The sequence below is a fragment of the Vibrio sp. OPT46 genome, from assembly GCF_015163535.1.
GTDB classification, from domain to species: domain Bacteria; phylum Pseudomonadota; class Gammaproteobacteria; order Enterobacterales; family Vibrionaceae; genus Vibrio; species Vibrio alginolyticus.
The window spans coordinates 45,852-51,507 of the sequence record NZ_JADDYG010000443.1 but is presented as its reverse complement, the minus strand read 5'-3'; the positions used below and the strand labels follow the sequence as shown (position 1 = coordinate 51,507).

The 5,656-nt window shown below is 43.8% G+C and carries 6 protein-coding genes; all 6 read right to left on the bottom strand.

Features of this window, described 5'->3' with window-relative positions; all coding sequences use genetic code 11:
* The coding region (locus IQR33_RS19250; protein ID WP_193843940.1) for a phosphoadenylyl-sulfate reductase at positions 1-482 on the bottom strand (482 nt) is incomplete at its 3' end.
* Entirely contained in the window at positions 475-2,211 is a 1,737-nt protein-coding gene (gene cysI / locus IQR33_RS19245) for an assimilatory sulfite reductase (NADPH) hemoprotein subunit (protein ID WP_086047067.1), read from the bottom strand. The genes cysI and IQR33_RS19250, both read right to left, overlap by 8 nt.
* Positions 2,211-4,082, bottom strand: a complete 1,872-nt coding sequence (locus tag IQR33_RS19240) for an assimilatory sulfite reductase (NADPH) flavoprotein subunit (RefSeq protein ID WP_017821725.1) — start codon at positions 4,080-4,082, stop codon at positions 2,211-2,213. Before IQR33_RS19240 ends, cysI begins: the two co-directional genes overlap by 1 nt.
* Before the next feature lie 117 nt (positions 4,083-4,199).
* Positions 4,200-4,430 (bottom strand): hypothetical protein, encoded by a 231-nt coding sequence (locus IQR33_RS19235; protein WP_005381264.1) that lies wholly within the window; start codon positions 4,428-4,430, stop codon positions 4,200-4,202.
* A gap of 157 nt (positions 4,431-4,587) precedes the next feature.
* Positions 4,588-5,247 carry a TIGR04219 family outer membrane beta-barrel protein gene (locus IQR33_RS19230; RefSeq protein ID WP_005381265.1) on the bottom strand — a complete coding sequence of 220 codons (660 nt, stop codon included), beginning with the start codon at positions 5,245-5,247 and terminating at the stop codon, positions 4,588-4,590.
* A 98-nt stretch (positions 5,248-5,345) separates the two neighbouring features.
* The gene (gene pspG / locus IQR33_RS19225; protein WP_005381266.1) at positions 5,346-5,561 is read right to left on the bottom strand and encodes an envelope stress response protein PspG; all 216 of its coding nucleotides are present in this window, start codon (positions 5,559-5,561) and stop codon (positions 5,346-5,348) included.
* Positions 5,562-5,656: the final 95 nt, after the last annotated feature.

Here is a 5,656-nt window from a genome sequence, read left to right as displayed (position 1 = left end):
AGTCCAGAGAACCACGTTCCAACATTAAGCTCTTTTAACGCTCGACGCATCGGCTCAACTTTATTGAGCTTGTTGTATTTTTCAATTCCCTCTACGCCTTGCTCCCATAATTTTCCATATCGAGCTTCTTGCCAATTCGCACTTTCCTTGGCTCGATAAACTTTTAAATTTAGGTTGAGAGCATCTGTCAGCTCATCGATAAATCGGTACGTCTCAGCAAACAGGTAACCAGTATCGGTTAGAATGACGGGGATGTCCGCTTTGGCGCGAGTAACTAAATGAAGCATAACCGCGGCTTGAATACCAAAACTAGAAGAAACCGCGAACTCGCCTTCTAGATTATCTAAAGCCCACGCTACTCTCTCTTGTGCTGAAAGCTTTTCGAGCTCGACATTAATTTGAGCAAGACGGAGGATTTGCTCCGTCTTTGTTAATGTCAGTAACTCTGTGAGCTCCAGCTTGGATGCTACAGAATCAAGCATGAAAGTCCCTCTTTGATACGAGCACTTCTTGGATAATGCCAGCACGAATAGTGAAATCGCCAAAGGCTTCGCCTTCTTCACGCTCTTTCGACCATCGAGCCACCAGCAGATCAATCTCTTCTAAGATTTGCTTATCCGTGATGTTCTCTTTATACATTTTTGGTACTCGAGTACCGGCACGGTTACCACCTAGGTGCAAGTTGTAACGACCCGGCGCTTTGCCAACTAGACCAATTTCAGCCAACATTGCGCGACCACAACCATTTGGACACCCAGTTACACGCAAAATGATGTTGTCATTTTCTGGTAGATTGTGCTTCTCCAGAATCCCCTCCACATCAGTAACAAACTGAGGAAGGAAACGCTCAGCTTCTGCCATCGCTAGCGGACAAGTTGGAAAAGCAACACAAGCCATTGAGTTCTTACGCTGTTCACTTACGCCGTCGTCCATTAAGCCATGTTCACGAGCGATCTTTTCAATCTTCGCTTTTTCGTTTTTAGGTACACCCGCAACAATTAGGTTTTGGTTTGCTGTCATGCGGAAATCGCCTTTGTGGATTTTGGCAATTTCAGCAACACCCGTCTTAAGTGGTTTACCTGGAAAGTCTAATAAGCGACCGTTTTCGATGAAAAGCGCTAAATGATATTTACCATCAATTCCTTCTACCCAGCCAATACGGTCACCACGTTCTGTGAATTCATATGGACGGCTTTGCTCAAACTTAACACCAGCACGTTTCTCGACTTCCGCTTTAAAGACATTGCTACCTACACGATCCAATGTGTATTTGGTTTTTGCGTTCTTACGGTTTGAACGGTTACCCCAGTCGCGCTGAGTTGTTACTACAGCTGCGGCAACATCAAGTGTCTTGTCCAGCGGAATAAAGCCAAAGTCGTCAGCGCGGCGCGGATAAGTTGATGTATCGCCATGCGTCATCGCTAAGCCGCCGCCGACCAGGACGTTAAAGCCTACCAGCTTACCGTTATCTGCAATCGCTACGAAGTTGAGATCGTTAGCGTGTACATCTACGTCATTTTGCGGTGGGATAACCACTGTAGTTTTAAACTTACGTGGTAAGTAGTTCTTGCCTAGAATCGGTTCGTCTTCTTCCGTGCTTTCTACTTTTTCACCGTCTAGCCAAATCTCTGCATAAGCGCGCGTCTTTGGTAATAGATGCTCACTGATCTTCTTCGCCCATTCGTAAGCTTCTTGGTGTAACTCTGACTCCACTGGGTTAGTGGTACACAACACGTTACGGTTTACATCACCCGCGGTTGCAATCGAATCAATGCCAATACTGTTGAGCGTTTGATGCATCAACTTAATATTCGGTTTTAATACCCCATGAAACTGGAACGTTTGGCGAGTCGTCAGACGAATACTTCCATATAAAGAGTGCTCCGTTGCGAACTTGTCGATCGCTAACCATTGCGTTGGCGTGATGATGCCTCCAGGCATACGAGCACGAAGCATCACATTATGTAATGGTTCCAGTTTTTGCTTTGTGCGTTCATTACGGATATCACGATCGTCTTGTTGATACATACCGTGGAAACGAATTAACTGGAAGTTGTCGGCAGTAAAGCCACCAGTAATACGGTCCTGTAAATCTTGCTCAATGGTGCCACGTAATAAGTTGCTTTCTCGCTTCAGGCGCTCGTTATCAGATAGCGGCCCTAACTCTTCACCTAATACAACCTGCTTATTATTGTCCGTAGAAAAAGTCATTAGTACACATCCCTCTGATAACGTTTCGCTTTACGTAGGTCATTAATAAATTGTTCTGCATCGTCACGCGGCATCTTGCCTTCTTGTTCAGCAACGATAACCAATGCGTCGTGCACATCTTTTGCCATACGCGTTGCATCACCGCAGACATAGATATAAGCGCCTTCTTGGATCCACTGCCACACTTGAGCTGCGTTTTCTAAGATGCGATGTTGTACGTAAACCTTTTCTACTTGGTCACGACTAAAGGCAACATCCAATCGGCTTAGTACTCCTGACTTGAGATACTTTTGCCATTCCACTTGGTACAAGAAGTCTTGAGTGAACGTGCGATCACCAAAGAACAACCAGTTTTTGCCTTCAGCATCGCGGTTTTCACGCTCCTGAATAAAGCTACGGAATGGTGCGATCCCTGTGCCAGGACCAACCATGATAATTGGAGTGCTATCATCTTCCGGCAGTTTGAAGTTGTTGTTATGCTCAACAAATACTTTAACTTCACCCCCCTCTTCGAGACGCTGTGCTAAGAAACTAGACGCACCACCATATCGTTTTTCGTCGTTTTGTTCGTACTCAACCAAAGCAACCGTTAGGTGTACTTCTTCATCGACCTCTTCTTGGCTTGATGCAATAGAGTAAAGGCGTGGAGTAAGGCGACGAAGCAAACCAATCAATTCATCTGCGGTTAACTTGGTTTTCTTTTCTGCCAGTACATCAACGATTTGAGTATTTGCAGAGTACTCGCGAAGCTTATCTTTATCTTCAACTAACTTTTGTAGCTTCTTGCTACCGGATAACTCGGCAAACTTTGTGATGAGCTGCGGGTTAGATGTTGTGATTTCATATTTACTCACGAGAGCACTGTGGATTGACAAGCTTTCACCATCAACGTCAACAGTCTCAACCCCAGACAAACCGACCTTACCAAGAATGGCATTTGCAAGTTCCGAGCTATTTTCAAACCACACACCTAGTGCATCACCTGGCTGATACGTTAAGCCCGAGCCTTCTAAGTCGATTTCTATATGACGAACGTCTTTTCCAGAGTCACGGCCCGTGATTTTTTGACTGGTCAGTAACGTCGCAGTGTACGGATTTTGTTTATTGTAAGGAGAGTGCGCAGTCGCAGCTTGACCCACAGGAAGTTGAACCACATCCGCTTCAGAGCCAGAAGACAGTGTATCTTTTACCTTGTCTAACGCATTCTTACGCCATTCAGTTGCAGGGGCTTCATAATCCACATCGCAATCAAGACGCTCGATAAATGGAGTCGCGCCTAGCTTTGATAGGTAAGTGTCGAAGTCTTTACCGGTCTGACAGAAGAACTCGTAGCTAGAATCTCCCAATGCAATAACACCATATTGCAGGTTTGGCAGCTTAGGAGCCTTCTTCGATTGCAAAAACTCATGTAGCTCAATGGCATTGTCTGGCGCTTCGCCTTCGCCGTTAGTCGATGCCACAATAATGACATGCGTTTCTTTGGCTAAGTTTTTACCTTTGTAATCGCTTGCATCAAAAAGTTCGACTGCAATTCCTTCTGCTTTTGCTTCCTGTTCCAGAGCTTCAGCAACACCTTTAGCATTGCCCGTTTGGGAAGCAAAAATAATACTCAACTTACCTGCTGGCTTCGCTGATACGGCTGCCGTTGCTTGTGCAATTGGCGTTACCGCTGTGTTTGGTTGATTTTGAGCTAATCCCCAAAAATACCCACTGACCCAAGCAAGTTGCTGTGAAGACAACTCAGAGACAGTTTGTTGGAGTGAGCTAATTTGTTGGTCATTCAGAGGGCTTGCGATTGGAGGATTTCCTCCTTGCCCATTATTATCTTCAGACACATTCTTGTGAGAATACTCATTCTTTTGAAAAGACATTATCACGACATCCCTATTCATTGCGTGACGATAGAGTACCCACTCTCCTTAATAACAAGAAAGAATAGAAGTGAATGTTTTATAACTTTTTGGAAGTAAGAACGGCTTACTTTTTGCTCATCGATCTTCAATGCGGACTTGTTGAAAGCCTACTGCCATTGCCGATTTTGACGCAGTATCCAAATCTTCATAAAGACATTCTTCGCCGTGACTGTCCGTTAGAAAAACAAAACCACCGCGCGCATGTCTGAACTCTACAACCCAACCACCCTCTTGGATTGCAGGCTCAATAATCGCTTCGATAAGCTGATTTTCACGGAATAGATGTCTTAGTTCATTTATTGTCATCGCTATCCCTGCTTTAACTTTCACATTGCTCCTAGGTAAGCATGGTCTAAGTCAGCCAAATAGGGAGAAATTTCGATTAGATATAATGAAGTGATATAAAAAAACGCCGCTTATAAAGCGACGTTTTAAGTAAATCGAATATCTAACATGGCTGAATTTAGAACGCGTATTCCGCACTCACAAAGAAGCCGTTAGCAAAAATAAACTCTTTCCCTAGATCCGACATGAATTTATCGGACTCTAAATCAATCACACGGTAACCTCCACGAAAAGCCAGTCGAGCTTTTTCGAGCGGTACATTGTATTGAACACCTGCCATGAAATCGGTGCTTTTGATACCTTTGTTGTCACCAAAGTTTATCTCACCAATCACATCAAAGTTTGTATCCGGAACTTGAATTTCTGCGTAACCATACCAAGCCCAAATCAGCTCATCAAATTCTTCTACACGCCTGCTTGAGCCAGCATCAATGTATTTAGTGTCACTTAAATTACTGAACGTGAGACCCGCATCAAAGTGCAATAAATCATGCTCTAGAACGTGGTAATACAAGGTTAAATCGAGCTTATCGAACCCCATGTAATCCGCATCAACACTTGAGTAACGAAGGCGCGCATTAGGGACATATTTAACATCATGTTCAATCGCCGCGTAAAAAGTGCCTGCGGTACTGCTATCTCGTCTCACTTCATTAACTTTAGTGTCGGCAGCCCATACCTCTGCGCCGACTTTTGTCGATACAGAGTACTCTGCAAAAACAGGAAAAGATACTGCCAACGATAATGCAGTTAAAGCGATGTTCGCTTTATTTGTCATGTAGTATTTACTCCGAGATAGCTGATATTCACGTAGAGGACGTGAGAGGAAATATACCATATTCTCACGCCTCTCCATCAACTAAATGATGTTACTCATTATTTATAGCGGGGCTGAGCGACGTAATTCTTGAAGAACCAAATACCCAATGCAATCACGATTAACCATGGTAATAGTTTAAGTACCGCTCCAACCATTCCCAGTAAAAACATCACAACTAACGCAATACCAGTTGCTGCGAATACGGTCATCATTGTGATACCCGTAACCAACAAGGTCGCCGCAAAGACTAAAATAAAGATTAGCTCCAACATAATCACTTCTCCATTTGTTTTCAATAAACAGAGCAGTTTCCATACCAACTTATAGAGAAGAATTTAAAATTATGATTTTTAATAAAAAAACAAAA